Consider the following 258-nt stretch of genomic DNA (forward strand, 5'->3'; position numbering starts at 1 on the left):
AGTCCCTGTGACTGCAGGCGCGACCGATGTTGATGTGACCGCGCAAGTGATTGATATCGCCGGTAACCCCTCTGCGACTGCTACCGACAACCAGCCTGTGGACAATGTTGCCGCACCTGCACCCATCGTTGAGTTCAGCGGCATGGGCAGCGATGGTATCTTCAACAGCGATGAGATCGGCAGCGACGGTACTGTGACCGCCACCGTGACGCTAGCGACTGGCACCCAAGTTGGCGACACCTTGATTGTCACTGACGG

At 58.9% G+C, this 258-nt stretch carries 1 protein-coding gene; it reads left to right on the forward strand.

Annotated features, from left to right (window positions below):
* On the forward strand, positions 1 to 258 hold a 258-nt coding region (locus tag H5125_RS21950), incomplete at both ends, for a hypothetical protein (RefSeq protein WP_220487406.1).

The organism is Shewanella sp. SR44-4 (assembly GCF_014163715.1).
Classification (GTDB): domain Bacteria; phylum Pseudomonadota; class Gammaproteobacteria; order Enterobacterales; family Shewanellaceae; genus Shewanella.